At 62.5% G+C, this 21,402-nt stretch carries 18 protein-coding genes; 10 read left to right on the top strand and 8 right to left on the bottom strand.

What is annotated here, in order from left to right:
* Both B3605_RS09720 and B3605_RS09715 read right to left on the bottom strand, forming a co-directional pair.
* Window positions 1-183, bottom strand: a 183-nt coding sequence (locus B3605_RS09720; RefSeq protein ID WP_296433632.1) for a hypothetical protein, incomplete at its 3' end; no start/stop codon positions are given.
* Window positions 184-555: 372 nt separating this feature from the next.
* Window positions 556-1,050 (bottom strand): Lrp/AsnC family transcriptional regulator, encoded by a 495-nt coding sequence (locus B3605_RS09715; RefSeq protein ID WP_112942828.1) that lies wholly within the window; start codon window positions 1,048-1,050, stop codon window positions 556-558.
* Window positions 1,051-1,137: 87 nt separating this feature from the next.
* On the opposite strand from B3605_RS09715, the gene B3605_RS09710 reads away from it, so the two are divergent.
* Window positions 1,138-2,421, top strand: a complete 1,284-nt coding sequence (locus B3605_RS09710; protein ID WP_112942827.1) for a cystathionine gamma-synthase family protein — start codon at window positions 1,138-1,140, stop codon at window positions 2,419-2,421.
* Window positions 2,422-2,449: 28 nt separating this feature from the next.
* Here B3605_RS09710 and B3605_RS09705 read toward each other — a convergent pair whose 3' ends face one another.
* The 4 genes from B3605_RS09705 to B3605_RS09690 all read right to left on the bottom strand — a co-directional run bounded on the left by B3605_RS09705 (window position 2,450) and on the right by B3605_RS09690 (window position 5,918).
* Entirely contained in the window at window positions 2,450-2,821 is a 372-nt protein-coding gene (locus tag B3605_RS09705; RefSeq protein WP_112973913.1) for a hypothetical protein, read from the bottom strand.
* Window positions 2,822-2,951: 130 nt separating this feature from the next.
* Window positions 2,952-3,974, bottom strand: coding sequence for a sensor histidine kinase (locus B3605_RS09700; protein ID WP_112942825.1), 1,023 nt, complete (start codon window positions 3,972-3,974; stop codon window positions 2,952-2,954).
* Between the two features lie 16 nt (window positions 3,975-3,990).
* On the bottom strand, window positions 3,991-4,428 hold the full coding sequence (locus tag B3605_RS09695; RefSeq protein ID WP_047507275.1) for a response regulator: 438 nt from the start codon (window positions 4,426-4,428) through the stop codon (window positions 3,991-3,993).
* A complete protein-coding gene (locus tag B3605_RS09690) occupies window positions 4,425-5,918 on the bottom strand; it encodes a sensor histidine kinase (protein ID WP_112942824.1) in 1,494 nt (497 codons plus the stop codon). Before B3605_RS09690 ends, B3605_RS09695 begins: the two co-directional genes overlap by 4 nt.
* Before the next feature lie 233 nt (window positions 5,919-6,151).
* Here B3605_RS09690 and B3605_RS09685 point away from each other — a divergent pair, with 233 nt between their 5' ends.
* From B3605_RS09685 to B3605_RS09670, 4 genes are all read left to right on the top strand, one after another.
* Entirely contained in the window at window positions 6,152-7,948 is a 1,797-nt protein-coding gene (locus B3605_RS09685; RefSeq protein ID WP_112942823.1) for an acyl-CoA dehydrogenase C-terminal domain-containing protein, read from the top strand.
* A gap of 202 nt (window positions 7,949-8,150) precedes the next feature.
* Window positions 8,151-9,359 (top strand): acetyl-CoA C-acetyltransferase, encoded by a 1,209-nt coding sequence (locus B3605_RS09680; RefSeq protein WP_112942822.1) that lies wholly within the window; start codon window positions 8,151-8,153, stop codon window positions 9,357-9,359.
* A 12-nt stretch (window positions 9,360-9,371) separates the two neighbouring features.
* Window positions 9,372-11,585, top strand: a complete 2,214-nt coding sequence (locus B3605_RS09675) for an FAD-dependent oxidoreductase (RefSeq protein ID WP_112942821.1) — start codon at window positions 9,372-9,374, stop codon at window positions 11,583-11,585.
* Window positions 11,586-11,863: 278 nt separating this feature from the next.
* Complete coding sequence (locus B3605_RS09670; protein WP_018898356.1) at window positions 11,864-12,073, top strand: cold-shock protein; 210 nt, start codon at window positions 11,864-11,866, stop codon at window positions 12,071-12,073.
* A gap of 84 nt (window positions 12,074-12,157) precedes the next feature.
* Here the strand turns inward: B3605_RS09670 and B3605_RS09665 are convergent, their stop codons facing one another.
* A complete protein-coding gene (locus B3605_RS09665; protein WP_112942820.1) occupies window positions 12,158-13,357 on the bottom strand; it encodes an MFS transporter in 1,200 nt (399 codons plus the stop codon).
* A gap of 133 nt (window positions 13,358-13,490) precedes the next feature.
* Between B3605_RS09665 and B3605_RS09660 the strand changes: the two genes are divergently transcribed.
* A complete protein-coding gene (locus B3605_RS09660; protein ID WP_112942819.1) occupies window positions 13,491-14,087 on the top strand; it encodes a TetR/AcrR family transcriptional regulator in 597 nt (198 codons plus the stop codon).
* Here B3605_RS09660 and B3605_RS09655 read toward each other — a convergent pair.
* A complete protein-coding gene (locus B3605_RS09655) occupies window positions 14,044-17,547 on the bottom strand; it encodes a PAS domain-containing hybrid sensor histidine kinase/response regulator (RefSeq protein WP_296433631.1) in 3,504 nt (1,167 codons plus the stop codon). The two genes, B3605_RS09660 and B3605_RS09655, sit on opposite strands and share 44 nt — an antisense overlap.
* 214 nt (window positions 17,548-17,761) lie before the next feature.
* Between B3605_RS09655 and mscL the strand changes: the two genes are divergently transcribed.
* The 4 genes from mscL to galE all read left to right on the top strand — a co-directional run bounded on the left by mscL (window position 17,762) and on the right by galE (window position 21,369).
* Window positions 17,762-18,199: a large conductance mechanosensitive channel protein MscL gene (gene mscL / locus B3605_RS09650; protein ID WP_047507292.1), complete on the top strand. Its 438-nt coding sequence runs from the start codon at window positions 17,762-17,764 to the stop codon at window positions 18,197-18,199.
* A 123-nt stretch (window positions 18,200-18,322) separates the two neighbouring features.
* The gene (locus B3605_RS09645) at window positions 18,323-19,489 is read left to right on the top strand and encodes a pyridoxal phosphate-dependent aminotransferase (protein ID WP_112942817.1); all 1,167 of its coding nucleotides are present in this window, start codon (window positions 18,323-18,325) and stop codon (window positions 19,487-19,489) included.
* A gap of 15 nt (window positions 19,490-19,504) precedes the next feature.
* Window positions 19,505-20,158: an HD domain-containing protein gene (locus B3605_RS09640; protein ID WP_112942816.1), complete on the top strand. Its 654-nt coding sequence runs from the start codon at window positions 19,505-19,507 to the stop codon at window positions 20,156-20,158.
* Between the two features lie 176 nt (window positions 20,159-20,334).
* Window positions 20,335-21,369 (top strand): UDP-glucose 4-epimerase GalE, encoded by a 1,035-nt coding sequence (galE, locus tag B3605_RS09635; RefSeq protein ID WP_112942815.1) that lies wholly within the window; start codon window positions 20,335-20,337, stop codon window positions 21,367-21,369.
* Window positions 21,370-21,402: the final 33 nt, after the last annotated feature.

Here is a 21,402-nt window from a genome sequence, read left to right as displayed (position 1 = left end):
TCGCGGCGTGTATGTGGCGGGGGCGGGTTCGCGCTCGGGCGCCGGCTGGCGATTGCGCTGCTCGCGCACTCCGCTGCCGATCAGGCCTTCGATCCGTGCTTCCAATCCCTCGATCGTACGGTTCAGCGCGTCAAGCGACGCCCTGTCGGAAGGCCGGGGAGAATGTGATCGCGATCCGTTCATCTTCTTGCTCGCTTATCTGTTCGCACCCTCGTCAGGGCGGATCATTGGCTTTTCCGTCAGAGCCGCAACGAATGCGGATCAGAGAGCATCGTCCATGAGAGGGTAATCAACTAGGCTTTCCTCAAGCTGTACGTGTGGCGCGCATCCCATAAAACGCGAGACTTGAAAGAAGGAATGCAGGACACCAATGCTCAAACGTCACCTTTCACGGAACGTGGTAAACAACCCGTTAACTGGTGTGGCGATTTTTTAACTTTTGTGGCTGTCGAGGCGGATTTCGTGCCGAAATCGGCCTTCTAATGTACAAGCGGGTGCAGGCGGATAGCGCTGCTGCCGCGAGGTGCCTGCTGAGCGGCAGGAGGACGCGAAACGCTAGATCAGACGCGCCTTGATTGTGTTCATCACGAAGCTCGTCTCGATCGTGTCGACGCATTTCAGCCGCGCGATCTTCTCCTTGATGAAGCGCTCGTAATCGTCGAGCCCAGAGCTCATCACCTTCAGCACGTAATCGCGCGATCCGGTGACGAGATGACATTCCAACACCTCGTCCCACTCGCGCACGGCATTCTCGAACATCTGGATTTCGTCCTCGTGCTGCCGGCTGAGGCGGATCGAGGCCAGCGCCGTCATCGTCCAGCCGTTGACGGCGGGATCGATCAGCGCGGTGTATCCCTGGATAATCTCGGCCTCCTCCAGCCGCCGCAGGCGACGAAGGCAGGCGGAAGCGGAGAGGCCGACGCGTTCGGCGAGTTCGTTATTGGCAAGCCGAGCGTCGCCGGCCAGCTCTTTGAGAATCCGCCGGTCCATCTCATCCGCAACTTTCTGCACGAAATCTCCCCCGGTCTCGCATGATGTTGCTTCCAACATCGCAGCCGCGCTCCAAATAGCAATAACATAAAGCGCATTTCGAGATAATTTGCCGCCATCAATCCATCTTTGAAGCAGGAGACGACCATGACCGCGCCGCATCCCTCCAAGACCCATATCGGCAATCACGCCCTGCATCCCGAAACGCAGATGCTGAACTATGGCTACGATCCCGAACTGTCCGAGGGCGCGGTCAAGCCGCCGGTGTTCCTGACCTCGACTTTTGTGTTCAAGTCCGCCGAGGATGGCCGCGACTTCTTCGATTATGTCTCCGGCCGCCGCGAGCCGCCGGCAGGGCAGGGCGCCGGCCTCGTCTATTCGCGCTTCAATCATCCGAATAGCGAGATCGTCGAGGATCGCCTCGCCGTCTACGAGCGCACGGAAAGCTGCGCGCTGTTCTCGTCGGGCATGTCGGCCATCGCCACCACGCTGCTCGCCTTCGTGCGCCCGGGGGATGCCGTGCTGCACTCGCAGCCGCTTTATGGCGGCACGGAAACCCTCCTTGCCAAGACCTTCCTCAATCTCGGCGTCGCGGCCGTCGGTTTTGCCGATGGTGTCGACGAGAACTCGGTGCGCGCCGCCGCCGAACAGGCGATGGCCAAGGGCCGTGTGTCGATGATCCTCGTGGAAACGCCGGCCAACCCAACCAACAGCCTCGTCGATGTCGCGATGATGCGCCGCATCGCCGATGAGATCGGTGGGAAGCAGGGTCACACGCCGATCGTCGCCTGCGACAACACGCTGCTCGGTCCCGTCTTCCAGCGCCCGATCGAGCATGGCGCCGACATCTCGCTTTACTCGCTGACCAAATATGTGGGTGGGCACTCCGACCTCATCGCCGGCGCCGCTCTCGGCAGCAAGGCTGTGATGAAGCAGGTCAAGGCGCTGAGAGGCGCGATCGGCACGCAGCTCGATCCGCACTCCTGCTGGATGCTCGGCCGCTCGCTGGAAACGCTGCAGATCCGCATGGAGCGCGCCAACAACAATGCACTCGCAGTGGCCGACTTCCTGCGCGCGCATCCGAGGGTCAGGAAGATCCATTATCTTCCGTATCACGAGCCGTCATCGCCGCTCGGCCGCACCTTCGCCGCGCAGTGCACTGGCGCCGGATCGACCTTCTCCTTCGATATCGAAGGCGGCCAGCCGGCCTCGTTCAAATTCCTCAATGCGCTGCAGATCTTCAAGCTCGCCGTCAGCCTGGGCGGTACGGAATCGCTCGCCAGCCATCCCGCGACGATGACGCACTCCGGCGTTCCGGCCGATGTGCGTCAAAGGATCGGCGTTCTGGATTCCACCATCCGCCTGTCGATCGGCATCGAGCATCCAGACGATCTCATTGCCGATCTGACCCAGGCCCTGGACGCGGCCTGATCGCCGCGTGAGGGAAAGAGGTGGCGGCTCAGGCCGCCGCCGTCTCCCGGACATCGTCGAGCAGGAAGTGCACGACGACATATTTGGTGGTGAAGTGGCGTCCGCCCTCGGTGACGTTGTCGACCGAGCCGCCATCGGCGGGGTGCCAGGCGTGGTAATGCGGGTTGGTGGTGATCAGCGTCACCGCCTTGCCGAGGTTTCGGCCGTCGAGCCGGTAGCGTGCTTCCGCCAGCGGCCAGATGCGCTCGTAATCCTCCATAGGAATGCGGACTTTCAACGCGTGCCGGCTGATTGCCTCGCTGCGCGAGCCGTCCTCATGTTCTATCGCGGGAAGATCGAGTGTTACTTCTTCTGCGTTGTCCAGAACGAAGTTGAACTCTTCGGGCCACATCCGTCTCATGAAATCGCTCCTCCTAAGCTTTTTCGTCGGTTAGCCAACGAAGTTTAGCGCGTCTTCGGCAGGAAGCAAACGATACCTGCGGCGCGTCTCATAGACGGCCGGGAGAAGCCTGTTTCAGGAGTGGGCCGTCTTACTGCTGCCAGCGCACGGCGACATAGGTGCCATCAGCCTTACCGTCGCGTCCGTAGCTGATCTCGGCGCCGAGCGTCGTGCCCATGGCGTTGATGAGCCGCGTGCCCAGGCCGGTTCCCTTCGGGCCGACAGTGCGATCATAGCCGATCCCGTCGTCCTCGACCGAAAGCACCGCGAGGCCATCGTCGGTGGTTTCAAGCACGACGCGCACCTCGCCGGTGCCAGCCGTATAGGCGTATTTCGTCGCGTTGGTGACGAGCTCGATCAGGATGACACCGAGCGCCACCGCCTTGTCTGCCGTAGTCGAAATCCGACACAGCTGCGATTTCAGCGTGATGCCGCGGGCGATCGTGCTGCTGCCGTGCAGTTCGGCAAGCAACGGTCCGAGATAGACGTCGAGCTCGACCTCACCGATGATCTCCGAGGTGTAGAGGCTGCGGTGCACGCCGGCGATTGCCGTGATGCGGTTCTGCGTCTCGTTGAGCGCCGTCTTCGTCTCTTCGCTGCCGGCGATCTGCATCTGCATGCGGATCATTGCCGAGACCAGCGACAGGCTGTTGGCGATACGGTGGTTCATCTCCGCCAGCAGCAGTTCGGCCCGTTCCTTGGCAACGACGAGCTGCCGGTCGGCCTCTTCCTTCTCGCTGCGCAGCCGCGAATTTTCCATCGCCTGGTTGAGCGCGCTGATCAGAAGCGGAAAGAAGTCATCCGTCGCCGTCTTCACGACGTAGTCCGCCGCCCCGCCCTTCAGCGCCCGGATGGCGACGTCGGCGTCGCTCGATCCGGTGACGTAGAGCACCGGCGTCGGCTTGCCGATCTCGGCGATCGCCTCGAGAAAATTCAGGCCCGTCTGGTTCTCGAAATAGTGGTCGAGAACGACGGCCTCGAAGGTCTCGGCCGCGAAAAGCTCAAGCCCGATCTCGATGGACGGAGCATGGACGACCGTGAAATCACTGCGCGCAAGCACCCGCGTTGCGAGGCGGGCTAGGGCCGGATCATCATCGACATAAAGGATGCGCACAGATTTTGGCTACTCGTTAGGGGACTTGGATGACGGAGAAGAACAGGCCGAGATTGCGGATCGCGGTGGAGAAGCCGTCATAGTCCACCGGCTTGGTAATATAGACGTTGGCGCCCAGATCGTAGCACTTCTGGATCTCGCGCTCGTCGTCGGTCGTGGTCAGGACGACGACGGGCATGCGGCGCGTGTGTTCGTTGGTCTTGATCTTTTCCAGAATGTCGAGGCCGGACATGTCAGGCAAGTTGAGATCGAGCAGGATCAGCAGATAGCGATCCTTGCTGACCAAACCGTCGCGATCCGGTCCGAGAATGTAATCGAGCGCGCCCTTGCCGAGCGTGAACGGCACGATCTCGTTGTTGACGCCGGCGCGGCGCACGTTCTTTTCGATGAGACGGGCATGGCCCTCGTCATCTTCGATCATCACGATCGTGACTTCCTGACCGGTCGCTTTCATAGTTCCATACTCCGTACGATTTTCGTGAGGTCCGCGGGCAGCGTCAGAATGAACGTGCTGCCCTGTCCAAGTTCGGATTGGACCGTAATGTCTCCGCCCAAATTTCGGATTAACGAACGCACATGCGCAAGGCCGATACCTTCGCCGCGCTGATCCTGCTCGCCGGCCCGGCGAAACAGCTCGAAAACCCGTTCGAGATCGTTGCTGGCGATGCCGCGGCCATTGTCCTTGACATCGATCCTGACACGCCCGGGCCCATCGGGATAGGCGTCGACATCGATTTTAAGCGGCCGTCCCGGCATTTGATACTTCACCGCATTGTCGAACAGGTTGCCGAAGATCTGGTCCAGCGAGAAGCGGTCGTTGACGATGGCGCCGATGCGAACGCGCGTTTCGGTCGTCCCACCCGTTTCCACCAGCTGGTGGTGAACGTTGGCGGCGACCGTGTCGATCATCGCCTTGAGGTCGATTCTCTCGGGCTGCAGCTTGCGGCGTCCGTCGCGCGAGATCTTCAGGATCGCGTTGATCAGCGCGTCCATCTTGCGGGTCGACGAGCGGATGAAGCCGAGCGCTTCCGGCAGATCCTCCTCGACCGCCAGCCGCGCATCCTGGATATCCTGCTCGCTCAGCGTCTTGTTGTCGGCGAGCACATAGGTCGAGACCGACTTCATCGCCGTATCGAGCTCGCTGAGGAAGCCCATGATGTTGACCAGAGGCGCCCTCAGATCGTGGGTGACGATATAGGCGAAGCGCTGGATTTCCTGGTTGGCGCGCATCAGGTCTTCGGTGCGCTCGTTGACGCGCGCCTCAAGCCCGACATTGAGCACCTCGACTTCCTTGGTCGCGAGCGACAGGTCGCGCACGTGCTGGACGATGATCAGGATTGCCCCGCCCAGCACGACGAGGATCGCCAGCGCGCCGCCAATTGTCACCAGTTGCAGCGTGCTGGCCGCTGACAGCTGCTTTTCCACTAGCACCCGCAGGCGGTTGTCGGTCTGATCGAGGAAGTCGCCGATGATCGCGCGGATCTTGTCCATGTAGACGAGGCCGGCATCGTCGCGAACGATCGCCACCGCTTCCGCCGTCTTGCCCTCGCGTGTCAGCGCGACCGTCTTGGCGAGCTCGTTCATCTTCCCGTCGATCGCGGCGTTCAGCGCATCGAGCTGCATCGCATAGCTCGGCAGCGATTTGACGTTGTCGAGCAGCACTTGCCGGCGCTTCGGCAGGTTTTCCAGCGCGGACGTGTAGGGCGCGAGGTAAAGGACATCGTTCGCCAATAGATAGCCGCGCTGGCCCGTTTCCGCATCCTGCACGGTTGTCAGAACGCCGACGATGGCGCTGCGCACACGGCGCAGCGATGCCGTCTCGTCGGAATATTCGCGGTTCGCCTGGACAAGCCAGAGCGACGAGCCGACGATGCCGAACAGGATGAGGACACCTACGGCAAGCATGATCAGGCTGGAGCGGAAGAAGGCGGCTGTGGAGGTCATACGGCATCCGTTTGGATCAGATTTTAGACATGTACACACAGCTGTGTGCGAAAGATAGCACCCTTACAGTGTGTTCCTGCAGCGGCTCCCGTTGCGCACAGACCTAGTGCGGCGCCCTCTTGGCTCACAAATTTGCAATGCAATAAAATTTGACGTTTACGCAAACGTCAATATTTTGTAAGACACATGAATAGGCCGGTCCGCCCGGCTTACGAATTGGAGGAATTCGAACGATGCCAGTCTATAAGGCCCCGGTAAACGACACGCTTTTCGTGCTGAACGATGTGCTGGGTCTGGAGCGCTACAACAACCTGCCGGGCTTCGCCGACGCCACGCCTGATATGATCGAGGCGATCCTCGGCGAATCCGCCAAGGTGGCCGAGGAAGTGCTTTTCCCGCTCAACTATTCCGGCGACCAGGAAGGCTGCACGCGCAAGGAAGACGGCTCGGTTTCGACGCCAAAGGGCTTCAAGCAGGCCTATGACGCCTATTGCGAGGGCGGTTGGACGGGGCTTGCCGTGCCGGAGGAGTTCGGCGGCCAGGGACTGCCCTACACGCTGCACGCCGCCGTCGGCGAATACACCTCTGCCGCCAACATGTCGCTGATGATGTATCCGGGCCTGACCCAGGGCGCCATCGCCGCCATCATCGTTCACGGATCCGATGAGCAGAAGCAGACCTATCTGCCGAAGATGGTCTCCGGCGAATGGTCCGGCACAATGAACCTGACCGAGCCGCATTGCGGCACCGATCTCGGCCTGTTGCGCACCAAGGCGGTCCCGCAAGCCGATGGCAGCTACAAGATCTCCGGCCAGAAAATCTTCATCTCCGCCGGCGAACACGACATGTCCGGCAATATCGTCCACCTCGTTCTCGCCCGCATCGAAGGCGCGCCCGAGGGCACCAAGGGCATCTCGCTCTTCATCGTGCCGAAGTTCATGGTCGGTGCCGATGGCGCGGCCGGAGAGCGCAACGGCGTTTCCTGCGGCGCGCTCGAGCACAAGATGGGCATCCACGGCAACGCCACCTGCGTGATGAACTACGACGAGGCGACCGGCTTCCTGATCGGCGCCGAGAACAAGGGCTTGGCTGCCATGTTCGTGATGATGAACGAGGCCCGCCTCAGCGTCGGCCTGCAGGGGCTGGCGATTGCCGAGATCGCCTATCAGAACGCCGCCGAATATGCCCGCGAGCGCATCCAGGGTCGGGCGCTCTCTGGCGCGAAAGCGCCGGAGAAAAAGGCCGATCCGATCATCGTTCATCCCGATGTTCGCCGCGCGCTGATGACCGTCCGCTCGTTCAACGAAGCCGGCCGCGCCTTCCTGCTCTGGACCGCGCTGAAATCCGACATCGCCCACCGCGCGACCGACGAGAAGGAACGGCAAACCGCCGACGATATTCTTGGCCTCGTCACCCCGATCCTGAAGGGCGTGATGACCGACAAGGGCTTCGACCATGCGGTCCTGGCCCAGCAGGTCTTCGGCGGCCACGGCTATATCGAAGAGCAGGGCATGAGCCAGTATGTCCGCGATGCCCGTATCGCCATGATCTACGAAGGCGCCAACGGTATCCAGGCGCTCGATCTCGTCGGCCGCAAGCTCGGCCAGAACGGCGGCCGCGCAGTGATGGCGCTGTTCAAGGAGATCGGCGATTTCTGCGAGGAAAACCGCAGCGACGAGCAGATGTCCTTCTTCACCAAGAACCTGAAGAAGGGCTTGAACGACGTGCAGGCGTCGACCATGTGGTTCATGCAGCATGCAATGGCAAAGCCCGACAATGCCGGCGCCGGCTCGACCGACTACATGCATCTCTTCGGCCTCGTCATTCTAGGCTACATGTGGGCGAAGATGGCCAAGGCCGCAAACGACGGACTGGCCGCGGGAGAGACCGATCGCGAGGCTTTCCTGCGCAACAAGCTGATCACCGCCCGCTTCTTCATGGAGCGGATCATGCCGGAAACGACGCTGCGCAAGGCGCGCATCGAGACCGGCGCGGAAACGATGATGGCATTGAGCGCCGAGGCGTTTTGACCACTGCTTTCTCTTCTCCCCAACGGGGAGAAGATGTCCGAAAGGACAGATGAGGGGGCGCCGAGCGCCTTGGCTAGCCGATATGTTTCAGCCCGCAGCCCCCTCATCCGACCCCTTCGGGGCCACCTTCTCCCCGCTGGGGAGAAGGGAAGGTTGAGACAAACAATTCACGGCCTAACCGCCGCCAGGGAGACGAGACAGGATGACCGAAGTTTTCATTTACGATCACGTCCGCACGCCGCGCGGTCGCGGCAAGAAGGATGGCTCGCTGCACGAGGTGCCGTCGGTGCGCCTCGCGGCGAAAACGCTGGAAGCGCTGCGCGACCGCAACGGGCTGAACACCGAAACGGTCGATGACATCATCATGGGCTGCGTCGATCCCGTCATGGAAGCGGGCGCCGTCATCCCGCGTGGCGCGGCTTTCGAGGCGGGCTATTCCATCAAGGCGCCGGGCATGCAGATCTCCCGTTTCTGCGCGTCCGGCCTCGACGCGGTAAATTTCGCTGCCGCCAAGATCGCCCAGGGCGCCGATGACATCGTGATCGCCGGTGGCGTCGAGAGCATGTCGCGCGTCGGTCTCGGCATGTCCGGCGGCGCCTGGTTCATGGACCCGTCGGTCAATTTCCCTGCTTATTTCATGCCGCAGGGCGTCTCGGCCGATCTCATCGCCACCAAATATGGCTTCAGCCGCGACGACGTCGACGCCTATGCCGTCGAGAGCCAGAAGCGCGCTGCCAATTCCTGGGAGAAGGGCTACTTCAAGAATTCCGTCATCCCGGTGAAGGACCAGAACGGCCTCGTGATCCTCGACCGCGACGAGCACATGCGCCCCGGCACCGACATGCAGGCGCTGGCATCGCTCAACCCGTCCTTCCAGATGCCCGGCGAGATGGGCGGCTTCGAGGCCGTCGGCATCCAGGCGCATCCAGAGATCGAGCGGATCAACTACGTCCACCATGCCGGCAATTCGTCGGGCATCGTCGATGGCGCCGCCGCCGTGCTGCTCGGCTCGAAGGCGGGCGGCGGGAGCATGGGGCTGAAGCCGCGCGGCCGCATCAAGGCCTTCGCCAATATCGGCTCCGACCCGGCGCTGATGCTGACCGGCCCGGTTGACGTCACCGAAAAGCTCCTGAAGCGTTCGGGCATGACGCTCGCCGATATCGATCTCTTCGAGCTCAACGAAGCCTTCGCCGCTGTCGTGCTGCGCTACATGCAGGCCTTCGACATCAGCCACGACAAGATCAACGTCAACGGCGGCGCGATCGCCATGGGCCACCCGCTCGGTGCCACCGGCGCGATGATCCTGGGCACTGTGCTGGACGAGCTGGAGCGCCGCGATCTCAACACCGCGCTGGTGACACTCTGCATCGGCGCCGGCATGGGCACGGCGACTGTGATCGAACGCGTTTAAGGGAGAGAGACGATGAGCTACACCAATTTCACCGTCGAGACCGACGCCGATGGCATTGCCCTCGTCACCTGGGACATGCCCGGCAAGTCGATGAACGTCTTCACCTCTGAGGTGATGGACGAACTGAATGCGATCATCGACCAGACGGTGGCCGATAGCGCCGTTAAGGGCGTGGTCATCACCTCCGGCAAATCGAGCTTCTCCGGCGGCGCCGATCTCTCGATGATCAAGGCGATGTTCACCTTCTACAACGAGGAGAAGGTCAAGGACCCGTCGACCGCCGCGCAAAAGCTCTTCGATCTCGTCGGCCGCATGACCGGCCTGTTCCGCAAGCTGGAAACCTGTGGCAAGCCCTGGGTCTCGGCCATCAACGGAACCTGCATGGGCGGCGCGCTGGAGATGTCGCTTGCCTGCCATGGCCGCGTCGCCTCCAATGCCAAGTCGGTGAAGATCGCGCTGCCCGAGGTCAAGGTCGGCATCTTCCCGGGTGCCGGCGGCACGCAGCGTGTCGCGCGTCTGGCGGATGCGCAATCCGCCCTGCAGATGATGACGACCGGCCAGTCGCTGACGGCTTCGCGCGCCAAGGCGATGAACCTGATCCACCAGGTGGTCGAGCCGGATCAGCTGATCCCCTCAGCCAAGCAGATGATCAAGGACGGCCTGAAGCCGATCGCTCCCTGGGACGAAAAGGGCTTCAAGGCCCCCGGCGGCGGCATCTGGACACCGGCGGCAGCCCAGCTCTGGCCGGCCGCACCGGCGATCCTGCGTCGCGAAACCGCGGGCAACTATCCCGGCGCGCTCGCCATCCTGAAATCCGTCTATGAGGGCCTGCAGGTTCCCTTCGATACGGCGCTGAAGATCGAGCAGCGCTATTTCACTCAGGTGCTGCAGACCACCGAAGCATTCTCGATGATCCGTTCCCTCTTCATCTCCATGCAGGAGCTCGGCAAAGGGGCCCGCCGCCCCGCCGGCATCGCAAAAACGGAGCTGAAGAAGGTGGGTGTCGTCGGCGCCGGTTTCATGGGGGCGTCGATCGCCTACGTGACCGCCGCCGCCGGCATTCCCGTCACCCTCATCGACCGCGACATGGAAGCGGCGAACAAGGGCAAGTCCGTCTCCGAAGGCCTGGTGAAGGACTCGGTCGGTAAGGGCCGCCTGACGCAGGATGAGGGCGCGGCGCTTCTCGCGCGCATCACGCCGTCTGCCGATTATGCCGACCTCGCGGACGTCAATCTCGTCATCGAGGCGGTGTTCGAGGACCGCGACGTCAAGAAGGCGGTGATCGAGGCTGTCGAAGCCGTGCTGCCCGAAGGCGCGATCTTCGCCTCCAACACCTCGACGCTGCCGATCTCGGGCCTCGCGAAAAACTCGAAGCGGCCGGTCGATTTCATCGGTGTGCACTTCTTCTCGCCGGTTGAAAAGATGATGCTGACCGAAGTCATCCTCGGCAAGGAGACCGGCGACAAGGCGCTCGCCGTGGCCCTCGACTACGTCGCCGCCATCAAGAAGACGCCGATCGTTGTCAACGACACGCGCGGCTTCTTCGTCAACCGCTGCGTCTTTCGCTACATCCACGAAGCCTATGACATGCTGATCGAAGGCGTGCCGCCGGCGATGATCGAAAACGCCGCCAAGATGGCCGGCATGCCGGTTGGTCCGCTGTCGCTCAACGACGAGGTGGCGATCGATCTCAGTCAGAAGATCCTGAAGGCGACTGTTGCCGACCTCGGCGAAGCGGCCGTCGATCCGAGGCACCTGGCGCTGATCAACAAGATGGTCGACGAACTCGATCGCCGCGGCCGCAAGAACGGCAAGGGCTTCTACGATTATCCGGCCAAACCCGCGAAAAAGTCGCTCTGGCCGGAGCTGAAGACCTTCTATCCGCAGAAGAAGGCCGACGAGATCGATGTCGAGGTGCTGAAACAGCGCTTCCTCGTTACCATCGCGCTCGAGGCCGCGCGCACCATGGAAGAGGGAATCGTTACCGATCCGCGTGAGGCCGATGTCGGCTCCATCCTCGGTTTCGGTTTCGCGCCCTATACCGGCGGCGTGCTGTCATACATCGATGGCATGGGGCCGAAGAATTTCGTGGCGCTCTGCGAGAGGTTAGCCGCCTCTTACGGACCACACTTCGCGCCGACGGCTCTGCTCAAGGATATGGCGGCCAAGGGCGAGACCTTCTACGGCCGATTCGACCCCTATGCCGGCACAAAGGCCGCGGCCTGACCGGCCTTTCCATGCGTATGATCGGGCTGGCTTTTAAGCCCGCCCGGTCGCCCCCAGAATTCATCGATGAATTCATCGATCCGGGCATCTCTGGTCGCTAAAGTTGCCTTGCCAGAGACACAATTACCACGTAAAAGCCTCGCATCGATCTTGCTAGATGAACTTTGTTACGGCCGCTCGTGCTGTTGCTCGCGAACTTCCTCCAAAATCGGTTTCCATCGCATGCTGGCTTTGTTCGGTGTGCATCATCTATGTACGATTTATAAAAGGATATCGTCATGAGCACAGGTACTGTTAAGTGGTTCAACGCAACCAAGGGCTACGGCTTCATTCAGCCGGACGACGGTTCTGCCGACGTTTTCGTTCACATCTCTGCTGTTGAGCGCGCCGGCATGCGCGAACTCAAGGACGGCCAGAAGCTGTCTTACGAGCTCGTTGCCGACAAGCGTTCGGGCAAGATGTCCGCAGACCGTCTGCAGGCTGCTTAAGTTTTCGAATATATCGTCTCCGGTTCGCCGGGACGAACGAAAGGCCGGGTTCGCCCGGCCTTTTTTGTTGCCCGATTTTTGGGTTCAGGCGGCGATCCGCTCCGCCTTCGCGCGATCCGCCCGCAGGCCGAGAAAGCCGATCCAGGTGACGAGAATGATCGCCGTCGCATAGATATCCGTGGTCAGCTGGTAGCCGAGCGATTTCGCCAGGAAACCGGCGAGAATGGCGGGCAGGCTGAAGGCGAGATAGCTCTGGATGTAGAAGGCCGATAGCAGTTCGGCGCGCTCGTCCGGCTTGGCAAGCGGCATGATCGTGCCCATCGCGCCCAGGAAATTCGTGCCGAAGCCGACGCCGGTCAGCAACGTCCCGAGAAGCAGCAGCGGCACGCTGGCAAGGTGCACACCCGCAACCACCGTGAGCACGCCGAGCGTGGTTGCCATCGTGCCGAAGGCGAGGTTGCCGTTGGCCGATTTGGCGCGCCTCAGATAGACGGCGACCGCCCCAGAGACCATCAGCGCCGTCACCACCGATCCGCCCGTCAGCGGCGCATGGCTGCCGGTCGTGCTCACCACCAGCGACGGCACGAGCGAGAGATAGAAACCGCCGAGCGTCCAGTTGGCGATGTTGATCGGCGTGACCAGCGCCAGCGGGCGCCGCACTTGCGGCGGGATGGCGACACGTGGCTTCAGCGAAGCCCATACGCCCGGGCGGGTGGATGCCGTCTCGCTGGTTGCCCAGATCGCACCCGCCTGGATGACGAAGGCGACAAGCAGGATCGCGTAGACCAGATGCAGCGGAAACGGCCCGTACTGGATCAGTGCGCTGGTTCCGAAAGCGCCGATCGCCATGCCGGATAGTGGCGCGATCGAATTCACCAGCTGCCCCTTGGCCTTGTCGACATCGACGAGGGCAGCACCGATCGAGGCGCCGGCGATCCCGGTCGCCAGCCCCTGCATGATGCGCGCCGCGATCAGCCACGCCGGCCCGCTGGCGGCGGCAAACAGCGCCATGGCGACGATCTCGAGCACCAGCGCCGAAAAGATCACCGGCTTGCGGCCGAGATGGTCGGAGATCGAGCCGGCGATCAATAGCGCAAGCAGCAGCGCGAAGGCATAGACCGCGAAGATCACCGTGATCAGCACGGGAGAGACGGCGAAGTTCTCCTGGTAGATTCGGTAAAGCGGCGTCGGCGCGGCCGAGGCTCCGAAGAAGGTTGCGAGCGTCACCGCGTGAAAACGGATGGGGTTTGACTTCGTCTCTATGGATTTGCCGGGCGCGGGCATATATAAGCTCCTTAAAGCTAAGTCGTTGCGTTAGTCCGATGTAGGGCAGGCGTGCGCTAAAAGCAAATAATTTGCGTTAATGGATCGCTCAAAGTTTTTGAACCATGGCGCGCTCGGGAGGTTGCATCAGCCAATGCCAGCAAAAGAAAATCTCCGCCCCGGCGGGCGCAGCGCCCGCGTTCAGGCCTCCGTCCACAATGCCGTCCGCTCGCTTCTGAAGACGATGGACCGCGCCGACGTCACCATCCCGCTGATCGCCGCGGAAGCCGGCGTCACGCCGTCAACGATCTATCGCCGCTGGGGCGAGCTACAGGAGTTGCTCGCCGATGTCGCCGTCGAGCGCCTTCGCCCCGACATGCTGCCGATCGACACCGGCAGCGCCCGCGGCGATCTGGAGGTCTGGACGGAGCAATATTGCGAGGAGATGTCGTCCGGCATCGGCCGCGACATGATGCGCGACGTGCTGGCGGCCCAGGACAACGCCAACGCCTGCAAGTGCGATGCGTTCACCCGCGAACAGATTGCGTTGATCGCGGAGCGCGCACATGCCCGTGGCGAGGCGTTTCCCGATATCGATGCGGTCATGGATGGCGTCGTCGCCCCCATTATTTACCGCATCCTCTTTGGCGACCAGCCCTCGATCGAGCGCGTGCGCGACCTCGTCACGAACGTCCTGGCAGCCACGCCTATTCGGCCGCCGCAGCCCGCTTCTGCGCTGATATCTGGGTGATGTAAGCGCGCAGCGCGGCCGGGCGTACCGGCTTGTGCTGGATGCCGATCCCGTGCCGCTCGGCATCGGCGCGCACTTCCAGCGTCCGGTCGGCGGTGATGACGAGACCTGGAACATAGGTGGCAAAGCGCTCGCGGACGGAGAGGATCGCAGTCACCCCGGTCCCGTCTCCAAGATGGTAGTCGGCGATGACGAGATCGGGCGCACCCTCCCGCGCGTCGAGCGCCGCAACACCCAAAAGCGAATCCGCCGATTGCACTGCGCAACCCCAGCCGCTCAGCAGCAGTTGCATCCCCTCGAGAATATGCGGCTCGTTGTCGATGCAGAGCACCTTCAGCCCCTTGAGATTTTGCGCCGAGCGCTCGGCGGGCGCGGTTGTAATCGGTGCTTCGGCCACCGGCGAGACATCGCGCGGCATGACGATGCGGAAATCCGTGCCCTTTCCATGCGTCGAATGCAGCTCCACCGGATGGCTCAGCACGCGCGCGATGCGATCGACGATCGACAGCCCGAGCCCAAGCCCAGATGCCGTCTTCGCGCCTTCGTCCAGCCGCGCGAACTCCTTGAACACGGTGCGGAATTTCGATGGCGGAATGCCGATGCCCGAATCCATCACCTGGATCACCACCTGGTTGCCGCGCCGGCGCGCGCCGACCAGCACCTTGCCCGTCAGCGTATATTTGATCGCGTTCGATACCAGGTTCTGCACCAACCGGCGCAGTAGATTGGGGTCGGACCGCACGCGCAGAGACGTCGGCATCACCACCAGCTTCAGCTTCTTCTCGCGCGCAATCGGCGCGAAGTCGGTCTGGATACGCTCCAGCAGATCGGCAAGCGGAACCGAGGCGAGGCGAGGGCGCATCGCCCCGGTGTCGAGCCTGGAAATGTCGAGCACGGCGCCGAGAATGCTTTCCACCGATTCCAGCGCCGAATCGATATTGCGCACGATGGCGCTGCTCTCCGATCGCCCCATCCGCTCGACCAGCGCCGAGGAATAGAGCCTTGCGGCGTTGAGGGGCTGCAGGATGTCGTGCCCGGCGGCGGCAAAGAAGCGCGTCTTGCCAAGGTTTGCCTCGTCGGCCGATGCGCGCGCTTCGCCGAGTTCGTGGTTGACGCGGGTAAGCTCCGCCGTGCGCTCGGCCACACGCTGCTCCAGCGTTTCGTTGGCCTGCTTCAGCGCCTGGTCAGCGGCCACGCGCTGGGTGATATCGGTGAAGGTTGCGACGATGCCCTTGTCGGGCATGGCGTTGGAGCGCACTTCGATGATGCGTTCCCCGCGCCCGAGGACCAGCGCGAAAGGCTTGTCGAGCGTCAGGAAATGCCGAACCGTCTGGCTAACTTCGGAGACGGGGATATCGCCGCGCTGGCTGAGGATGGCGACGATATCGGCAAGCGGAAACCCGACCTGTCCCGATGTCTCGGGCAGATCCAGCAGCTGCCTAAAGCGCCGGTTCCAAATCGTCAGGTGGTTGGAGCTGTCGAACACGGCGATGCCCTGGTCCATCTGCGACAGCGCCGTCTGCAGCATGTCCTGGTTATATTGCAGCGCCTCGCTCGCCTGGTCGAGCAGCCAGGCGGTGTCGGCCGAGGCGTCCTCCACCTTCTGCAGGATCAGCGACAGCACCAGCCGCGCTGAAGACGAGCCGATGGCGCTGCCGAGCAGCTGCTCGGTGAAATGGATGAGCGCCATGTCGGCCGGCTGGTCGTCTTCCAGCTTGCGGCCGGAATTCTGCTGGTAGGTCTGGAACGACCGCTCCATCCGCTCTTCGCCGAGATAGCGCGAGATCGTCGCCTTCAGGTCGCCGACGCTGATCCGCGTTTTCCAGCCGCGCGTGGCAAATTGCGAGCGCGACTGCCGCTTGACGAAGATGCCCGCCTGGATGCGCTCGAGCGGCCGGGCATTCCGCGTCATCGAGCCGATCACGAAGAAACCGGTATTGACCAGCAGGCTCATGACCGTGGCGTTGACCAGAGGGTCGGCATTGTCGGTAAAGGCGGTGACACCGGGAAAGACGAAGCCCAGCACGGCGCTCGCCACCGCCGAATAATCCGGCCCGCCAAGCGAAGGCAGGAACAGCAGGTAGATCCAGATCACGAAGCCGGAGGAGAGGCCGAGGATCGCGCCGCGCGCATTCGCCCGCCGCCAGATCAGTCCGCCGAGCAGCGAAGGCGCCATCTGCGCGATGGCGGCGAACGATAGCAGGCCGATCGAGGCCAGGCCCGTGGTGCTGTCCGTCGAGCGATAATAGGCATAGCCGAGCAGCAGCACGGCGAAGATGGCGCTACGGCGGATGTTTAGCAGCGTCTTGGCGAAATCGTCGCGCTGGCCGCCGCGCCCGGCAAGCCGACGGCGCAGGAAGATCGGCATGACGATATCGTTGGAGACCATGATCGACAGCGCCACCGAGGCGACGATCACCATCGCCGTTGCCGCCGAAAAACCGCCGATGAAGGTGATCAGCGACATCACGGGCATCTGCCCGACGATCGGCAGCGACAGCATGTAGAGATCGGCATTGCCGTTGCCGCCGAAGGTGAGTAGGCCCGCGATCGCCATCGGCAGCACGAAGAGATTGATGGCGATCAGGTAGAGAGGGAACAGGAAGCCCGCCAGCCGCAGCTCCTTCGCTGTCCGGTTCTCCACCACGGTCACATGAAACTGCCGCGGCAGCATGATGATCGCGAAGGCCGAAAGCACGGTCAGCGTCAGCCAGCGGCTGATCGGCGTCTGGTAATGCAGCGCCGACAGCACCAACTCGTTCTCCGACGCCTTCCGCCAGAGATCGGCCGGCCCGTCGAACAGGAACCAGACGACGCAAACCCCAGCGGTCAAAAACGCAAACAGCTTCACCACCGATTCCATCGCCACCGCGAGGATCAACCCGTCCTGATGTTCGGTCGCATCCGTGTGTCGGGTGCCGAACATGATGGCGAAGCAGGCGAGCACCAGCGTCACCAGCAGCGGCAGGTCGAGGAAATAGAGATTGCCGCTCCCGATACCGTAATCCGACGGATTGAGCATGGCCGTCACGGTGCTGGAGACGGAGTTCAGCTGCAACGCGATATAGGGGATGGCGCCGACGAGAGAGATCAGCGCCACGATCGTCCCCACCGCCGAGTTCTTGCCGTAGCGCGCCGAGATGAAATCAGCGACGGAGGTGAGCTTCTCCGTCTTGGCGAGGTCGATGATCCGCCGCAGCACCGGCATTCCCAGCGTGAAGACCAGGATCGGGCCGATATAGATGCCGGTGAATTCCAGCCCGCGCTGCGAAGCAAGGCCGACGCCGCCGAAATAGGTCCACGACGTGCAGTAGATCGCGAGGCTCAGCGCATAGACGACCGGTCGTCCGCTGTCGGGCGCGCCAAAGCGCCTGCGCTGCCGGTCGCCATGGCTTGCCACGGCAAACAGCAGGAACAGGTAGCCGAACGCCGATGCGAGTATGACCCAGCCTGGCAGCATTTCTCCTCCGCCGGCGTCCCATGCGCCGGTCCTCCCGGAGCTCGAAGCCTACGGCAAATCGGAGACTTTGAAAATTCCCGCCGTCTAGGTCTTAAGTCAAAGACGGGTGGAGCAATTGAATAATTCGTAATTTGTAATTGAATAATCGCAACGAAGATGTAGCTAATAAAAACAACAGCCTGCAATCAAACTGCATCAGAGGGAGACAGATCGCATGCTCAACGAGTTCAAAGCGTTTATTGCTCGCGGCAACGTCATGGACCTTGCCGTCGGTGTCATCATCGGTGGTGCGTTCGGCGGCATCGTCAAATCCTTGGTCGATGACGTCATCATGCCGATCGTCGGCGCCATCTTTGGCGGCTTCGATTTTTCCAATTACTTCATCGGCCTCTCGTCCAACGTCAATGCGCCGACGCTGGCTGCTGCCCGCGCACAGGGCGCCGTTCTTGCTTACGGCAGCTTCATCACCGTTCTGATCAACTTCCTGATTCTCGCCTGGATCATATTCTTGATGGTCAAGGGCGTGAACACGCTGCAGAAGCAGGTCGAGCGCCAGAAGAAGGTCGCTCCGGAAGAAGCACCGCCGCCGCCGGCTGATGTCGCGCTTCTCACGGAAATCCGTGATCTTCTGGCCAAGCGCCCTACGGTCTGATGGGCTAAAGAGCCCTGCCTGATGCGGCGGGGCTCACCCATCACGGAAATCGATCGGCCATCACCTAATATCATGGGATTCGTCCGCGCATTTGTTTTATGTAGGCGAAAACCGGAGTGATGCATGTCGATCGTCAATAGCCTCAGCCCGCGCGCCATCCAGGCGCCTGAAAGCGGGATCGTCGAAGTCGTCAATTATGCCCGTGGCCGTGATGGCCTCTTGCCGCTTTGGGTCGGCGAAGGCGATCTTCCCACCCCCGATTTCGTCAATCAGGCGGCCATGACGGCACTGTCCGCCGGCGAGACCTTCTACACCTACCAGCGCGGCATTCCCGAACTGCGCCAGGCGCTATCCGATTATTACGCCCGCCACTTCGGCATAAACCTGCCCGTCGAGCATTTCTTCGTCACCGGCTCCGGCATGCAGGCGATCCAGATCGCGGTGCAGGCGATGACCTCGCCCGGTGACGAACTGGTCTATCTCACGCCCGCCTGGCCGAATATCGCAGCCGCGCTCGAAATCGCCGGCGCCCGCTCCGTGGGCGTGCAGCTCGACTTCGAAGGCGGCAAATGGGCCGTCGACCTCGACCGCATCGCCGCCGCGATCACGCCGAAGACGAAAGCGCTTTTCATCAACACGCCCTCCAACCCGACCGGCTGGACCGCGACGCGGGAAGATTTGGCCAGCATCCTCGGCCTTGCCCGCAAGCATGGTCTCTGGATCATGGCGGACGAAATCTACGCCCGCTACTATTTCCCTGGCGACCGTGCGGCTTCGTTCATGGACGTGATGGAAGCGGGCGACAAGGTGATGTTCGTCAACTCCTTCTCGAAGAACTGGTCGATGACCGGCTGGCGCGTCGGCTGGATCGTGGCGCCGCCGGAGACGGGACAGGTGCTTGAGAACCTGATCCAGTATTCGACCTCCGGCGTTGCCCAGTTCATGCAGCGGGGCGCCGTCGCCGCCTTGAACCAAGGCGACGCCTTCGTCCAGGCCAATATCGACAAGGCAAGGCGCTCGCGCGATATCCTCTGCGACGCGCTGATCGCGACCAACCGCGTTCAGACGCTAAAGCCCGATGGCGCGCTCTATGCCTTCCTGAAGATCGACGGCGTCACCGACAGCCGAAAGGCGGCGATCGATATCGTCGACAAGACCGGCGTCGGCCTTGCGCCTGGAACCGCCTTCGGTCCCGGCGGCGAGCTCTTCCTGCGCGCCTGCTTCCTGCGCGACCCCGCCCAGATCCAGACGGCGGCCGACAGGCTCTGCGACTATATCCTGAAGCTCTGAACCGGGAGCATCCGCATGTCCGAAAAGATCACCGCCGACCATCTGGAAGGCTTTCTCGGCAATCGGCGCCTGATGGAGCAGCTGGCCTTCATTCTCGAGGTCGAGAAGCTGAAGACGATCCTGCGCCGCACGTCGCTGCTCGATCGCTCGCGCGTCGAGACCGACGCCGAGCACACCTGGCAGATTGCGCTGATGGCGGCGGTGCTTGCTGAACATTCGAGCGAGCCGATTGATCTGCTGCGCGTCTTGAAAATGCTCTTGATCCACGACATCGTCGAGATCGATGCCGGCGATACCTTCGCCTACGACGCGGTTGCCCGCACCAGCCAGGCCGAGCGCGAGCTGCGCGCCGCAGACCGCATCTTCGCCCTGCTTCCCGCCGATCAGGCCGTCGAGTTCCGCGCGCTCTGGGATGAGTTCGAGGAAAAGCGCACCAGCGATGCGCGCTTCGCCAACGCCATGGACCGCTTCCAGCCGCTGCTCCACAATTTCTTCACCGGCGGCGGCACCTGGCATACGGCCGGCGTCACCGAGCCGGATGTTGTCAGGCGCATGGAGCCGATCGCCATCGCTTCGGGCACACTCGGAGACCTCACCGAACGGCTGATCGCGCTCGCCGTCGAGCAGGGCTTCCTGGCTCCCCGGGCCGCAGCCGAACCGCGCGGCTGAACCCTCGATGGGGCCGAAACGGCCATATCGATAAAATTCTAGCGAACCCGCAAATCAGCCCCTAACCACACCGGCAAACTTCGCCCCGGCGCACGCCCCGCCGGGGCCGTTTATTCGAATTTCGGAAAGGAAAGCCGGGTCAGATGCCCCCGTGAGATGAAACGGGAGTGCGGGACATGGCAATTCTGGTGACGGGTGGCGCCGGCTATATCGGCAGTCATATGGTCTGGACGTTGCTGGATGCGGGCGAGCAGGTCGTCGTGCTCGATCGCCTCTCCACGGGCTTCCGCTGGGCCGTGGCGCCGGAGGCGCGCTTCTACCTCGGCGATGTCGCCGATACCGAATTGCTCAAGACCATCTTCATCGAAAACGACATCGAGGCAATCATCCATTTCGCCGGCTCCGCCGTCGTGCCCGCCTCGGTTGCCGACCCGCTGTCCTATTACGACAACAACTCCGGCAAGACCCGCGCGCTGATGAGCGCCGCGGTCAGCGCCGGCATCCGCCACTTCGTCTTCTCCTCCACCGCCGCCGTCTACGGTCCGCAAAAGACCTCCGACCCGGTCAAGGAAGACGCATCGCTGAACCCGGAAAATCCCTACGGCCAGTCGAAGCTGATGACCGAGTTCATGCTGCGCGATGCCGCCGCGGCCTACGACTTCAACTATGTGGCGCTGCGCTATTTCAACGTGGCAGGCGCCGACCCGCTCGGCCGCGCCGGGCAGTCCACTTCGGGTGCGACACATCTGATCAAGGTCGCCTGCGAGGCCGCCCTTGGCCGTCGCGACAGCGTCAGCGTCTATGGCCTCGACTATCCGACGCATGACGGCACCGGCGTGCGTGACTACATCCACGTCAGCGATCTGGCCGAGGCGCACCTCAGAGCCCTGCAGCACCTGCGCGGCGAGCGTGGCTCTCTCGTTGCCAATTGCGGCTACGGCGCCGGCTACTCGGTGCTCGACGTGCTGAACATGGTGACGCGCTTGCACGGCCAAGCCTTCAAGATCCACATGGCCCCGCGGCGCCCGGGCGATTCCGCCAGTGTCGTCGCCGATGCCACTTTGGCGAACCGCGTGCTCCGCTGGACCCCGCGATACGATTCGCTCGAGACCATCGTCCGCAGCGCGCTCGATTGGGAGCTGTCTCTCATGAACCGCAATGTCGAGGATCTGCAGGGCCTGCACCGCGTGCTCGCCGCCGCCTCCTTCTAGAGCCTTTCCTGATTAGCTTGAAGCATTCTGCCG

Source organism: Rhizobium sp. UBA1881 (assembly GCF_002338015.1).
GTDB lineage: Bacteria > Pseudomonadota > Alphaproteobacteria > Rhizobiales > Rhizobiaceae > Rhizobium.
The sequence above is the reverse complement of the archived record's forward strand: the minus strand, read 5'-3'. Positions and strand labels throughout refer to the sequence as shown.